General features: G+C 43.9%; 7 protein-coding genes. 4 read left to right on the top strand and 3 right to left on the bottom strand.

Annotation, left to right across the window (positions count from 1 at the left end; genetic code table 11):
• Positions 1 to 128: 128 nt before the first annotated feature.
• Positions 129 to 401 carry a hypothetical protein gene (locus F6K37_RS35580; RefSeq protein WP_287255604.1) on the bottom strand — a complete coding sequence of 91 codons (273 nt, stop codon included), beginning with the start codon at positions 399 to 401 and terminating at the stop codon, positions 129 to 131.
• A gap of 26 nt (positions 402 to 427) precedes the next feature.
• On the opposite strand from F6K37_RS35580, the gene F6K37_RS35575 reads away from it, so the two are divergent.
• Both F6K37_RS35575 and F6K37_RS35570 read left to right on the top strand, forming a co-directional pair.
• Positions 428 to 565 (top strand): hypothetical protein, encoded by a 138-nt coding sequence (locus F6K37_RS35575; protein ID WP_287255601.1) that lies wholly within the window; start codon positions 428 to 430, stop codon positions 563 to 565.
• A 258-nt stretch (positions 566 to 823) separates the two neighbouring features.
• On the top strand, positions 824 to 997 hold the full coding sequence (locus tag F6K37_RS35570; RefSeq protein WP_287255598.1) for a hypothetical protein: 174 nt from the start codon (positions 824 to 826) through the stop codon (positions 995 to 997).
• Between the two features lie 849 nt (positions 998 to 1,846).
• On the opposite strand, the gene F6K37_RS35565 is transcribed toward F6K37_RS35570, so the two are convergent.
• Positions 1,847 to 2,605, bottom strand: a complete 759-nt coding sequence (locus F6K37_RS35565; protein ID WP_287255596.1) for a transposase — start codon at positions 2,603 to 2,605, stop codon at positions 1,847 to 1,849.
• 39 nt (positions 2,606 to 2,644) lie between these two features.
• On the opposite strand from F6K37_RS35565, the gene F6K37_RS35560 reads away from it, so the two are divergent.
• Positions 2,645 to 2,797 carry a hypothetical protein gene (locus F6K37_RS35560; RefSeq protein WP_287255594.1) on the top strand — a complete coding sequence of 51 codons (153 nt, stop codon included), beginning with the start codon at positions 2,645 to 2,647 and terminating at the stop codon, positions 2,795 to 2,797.
• Between the two features lie 8 nt (positions 2,798 to 2,805).
• Positions 2,806 to 3,012 (top strand): hypothetical protein, encoded by a 207-nt coding sequence (locus F6K37_RS35555; protein WP_287255592.1) that lies wholly within the window; start codon positions 2,806 to 2,808, stop codon positions 3,010 to 3,012.
• A gap of 89 nt (positions 3,013 to 3,101) precedes the next feature.
• On the opposite strand, the gene F6K37_RS35550 is transcribed toward F6K37_RS35555, so the two are convergent.
• Positions 3,102 to 3,295: nitroreductase family protein (locus F6K37_RS35550; protein ID WP_287255591.1), on the bottom strand; the 194-nt coding region annotated here is incomplete at its 5' end.

Below are 3,295 nucleotides of genomic sequence, written 5' to 3'. Positions count from 1 at the left end.
CCCATCAGGTCAGGGATCAGTTTCGGATGATTCTCTCTCCATTGATTCCAGAGTTTTAGACCCTGCTCAAGCTCAGCCAGATGGGTAGGTTCCGCCATGTAGTTGATTAGTCCTCTAGGTAAGAATGCTTAAGAAAGTATTAAATTTAATGTAACATAGCGAAAACAAAGTTTACATTTTGGCAATCGGGAATCGGGAATCGGGAATCGGAACCCACCCCTAACCCCTCCCAGGAGGGGAACGGGAATCGGGAGCAGGGAATCGGAACCCACCCCTAACCCCTCCCAGGAGGGGAACGGGAATCGGGAATCGGCAATCGGGAATCGGGAGCAGGGAATCGGCAATCGGCACCATAGGCAATAGTTGACTAAAACAGCTTTTGCTGCTTGTATCAATGTCAAACCCTTTATCCATAGCGCTATATAAAATGCCTGGCAGGCATATAAAAAGCGACACCCAAGCTATAACGGCTTGGGTGCAACTATTGTTTAAAGACCAGATAGTCTACCGATTTCCCGACTCCCGATTCCCGATTCCCTTCAGAGTTTGTAAAACATGCAACTAATTTTGCTGCAATTAATTTATGCTGCCATCAATTTTGTGCACCTGCTTAAATATAAAAATTGCTTAAACTACACCTGCTTAAATATAAAAATTCCTTTGCTTAAAAATAAACATTGCTTAAACTACACCTGCTTAAAAATAAAAATTGCTTAAATTTTAAAATAATGTCAAAAAAAGCATTGAATGCTATTGCTATCCTATTTTACTATTGTCACAGAGCACAGATTACACTAAGCTGATTTCGGAGTGTAAAGCAAGCATGAAAGAAAAGATCAAAATCCTAGATCTAGAAACCACACCAAGCCAGGAAACCGACCTCCTAAAGTTGTTGTCAGATGAGGAACTCAAGGTGGTTAAAGGCGGCTGGGGCTTTTTCAAAAAAGGCCTCAAGGCGTTGAAGGCGGCGCCGAAGAAACTTTTTAACTCGTTTTAAACAATTTTTTGTTTGGCGTCAAAGGGGAGGGTGATTAGCAGCCAGCTAGTTGGGGGGCGGTCGATTGGCAGCAATAAAATGACCGGAAACCCTGGCTAATTCGGGGTCTTCGGTTACCACGCCACTGGCACCGACCTCTTCCTTTGATGAGACTTTTTTGACAAATGTGATGACCTAAGAGAAACCCTAGCTAGGAGTTTGCTACAAAGCGTGGCACCTAGTTGGGGTTTTCTGTTTAAAAACGGGAGTGGGGAATCGGGAAAAAGCGAGAAAATATTGCTCACGGGCAAGATGCCCATTCTACACAATTAAAATCATTCCCCATTTATACAACACAAAAATTATCCCCATCTCCCGATTCCCAAGACCGATCGGCAAGGTTCCACTCAGGTCTAACTGCATCAGGTCAGGGTTCCGCCATTTGGCGGGATCCTCTAAGTAAGAATGCTGAAGAAACCAAATCTTTCTGTAACAAAACTCACCTATTTTATTACAAAATATTACAAAATATTAATATTTTCCCGGCCAATTGTTACATTTGATCACACCCCACCCTTTTCCCTTTACATTCTTACAAGGCACAGATTATACAATGCTGAAAAGGAGTGTACATATGAAAGAAAAGATCGAGATCCTAGATCTTGAAACCAGACCAAGCAAAGAAATCGACCTCCAGATGTTGTCACAAGATGACCTCAACTTGGTTGTAGGAGGGCACTACGGGCGGGTGCGAAGTGTTTGGTATCACAACAAAACCAAAAAATAAATACCCTACCTTTACCTAACCTGGATTGGATGGCGCGGCGCGGACCATTTAGACGATTAGCATAGCAAAACATCGACCTTATGTCAAAAGTCTTTTTTCTCAGTGGTGGGTGGTCGATTGGCAGCAATAAAAAGACGGGAAACCCTGGCCACTTCCGGGTCTTCGGTTACCTGGCACGCCGTGTTCGCCCGACCCTTGCCAAAATGAGACTTTTTTGACAAAGACTCAGATAGATAAACCCCAGCTAGTAGCCTACTACCCCAGTGGCACCTAGTTGGGGTTTTCTTCTTCGGTTTGTAGCGATAGCAAAATCCTTTGTATTTTCTGGCACATTCGTCTAAGCTATTTCCCAACTGCAAGAAAGCGGGATGCCATTGAGTTAACCCATCCGAGGTTAGGCGTTCATAGGTGCCGTAGTTACTGAAGTCATAGAAAAAGCTTTGACGCATTCTTGCCGCTTTGGGGTTGCCGTGAATATAGCGAAGAGTATTCAAAGCTCTATCCCGGTCTGTCGGGGGAAAACCATCAGCATAGTAACGTTTTTCCCAAAAATGCCCTGTACGTTTCAGCATTCGGTTGAAGCACATGGCAGTGTACCAGTTGAGGAAGTGCATAATTTTCGATAAATCAGCACCACAGACCGGTTCAATCAGGTAGTGAACGTGATTGGACATGATACACAAGCCATAAAGTTTAAAGTCATATTTCAGCAATGCCTTTTTAATGGCATAGAGAAAGACCTCTCGGCATACTTGTTTTGATAATTGAAATTCACGATTGTTGCAACGAGTGGTAATGTGATAGGAATAACCATCTTTAAAGTTAAGGGGGAGTCTAGGCATTTTTACGCTATGTCTATGACAAGAGTAGGAACGGGCAAGATGCCCATTCTACTTGAGAACGAAAATATCAGGAACGGGCAAGATGCCCATTCCACCAAGATGCCCATTCCACCAAAAGCCCACAACGGGCAAGATGCCCATTCCACAAATATTGCTCACGGGCAAGATGCCCATTCCACCAAAAGCCAATAACGGGCAAGATGCCCATTCCACCAAAAGCCAATAACGGGCAAGATGCCCATTCTACAAATATTGATCACGGGCAAGATGCCCATTCTACAAATATTGATCACGGGCAAGATGCCCATTCTACAAATATTGATCACGGGCAAGATGCCCATTCCACCAAGATGCCCATTCTACAAATATTGATAACGGGCAAGATGCCCATTCCACCAAACTATTAAAATCATCCCCCATTTATACAACACAAAAATTATCCGCGACTCCCTACTCCCTACTCCCTACTCCCTACTCCCTACTACCGAAAGAAACCTCAAAGCCTTGTTCTAGGACGCCCCAAAGTGGTAATATAAACAACCGCTTCATCAACAGGAATACCCAAAACGTCATTTACCTGGTCATCAAAGAAGCCACCAATACCACTTACTCCTAAACCAAGGTAAATAGCTGCTAGATTGAGCCGCTGTCCTAGATGACCAGCATCCATGTGCAAGTAACGGTAAGCGC

This window comes from Moorena sp. SIO4E2 (assembly GCF_010671945.1).
Taxonomy (GTDB): Bacteria; Cyanobacteriota; Cyanobacteriia; order Cyanobacteriales; family Coleofasciculaceae; genus Moorena; species Moorena producens.
This window is presented reverse-complemented; position numbering and strand designations above follow the sequence as displayed.

Excerpts from the sequence above, each read along its gene's own strand:
- F6K37_RS35570 (WP_287255598.1), top strand. The coding sequence starts at position 824 with ATGAAAGAAAAGATCAAAATCCTAGATCTAGAAACCACACCAAGCCAG.
- F6K37_RS35560 (WP_287255594.1), top strand. The coding sequence starts at position 2,645 with ATGCCCATTCTACTTGAGAACGAAAATATCAGGAACGGGCAAGATGCC.
- F6K37_RS35565 (WP_287255596.1), bottom strand. The coding sequence starts at position 2,605 with ATGCCTAGACTCCCCCTTAACTTTAAAGATGGTTATTCCTATCACATT.
- F6K37_RS35555 (WP_287255592.1), top strand. The coding sequence starts at position 2,806 with ATGCCCATTCCACCAAAAGCCAATAACGGGCAAGATGCCCATTCTACA.
- F6K37_RS35575 (WP_287255601.1), top strand. The coding sequence starts at position 428 with ATGCCTGGCAGGCATATAAAAAGCGACACCCAAGCTATAACGGCTTGG.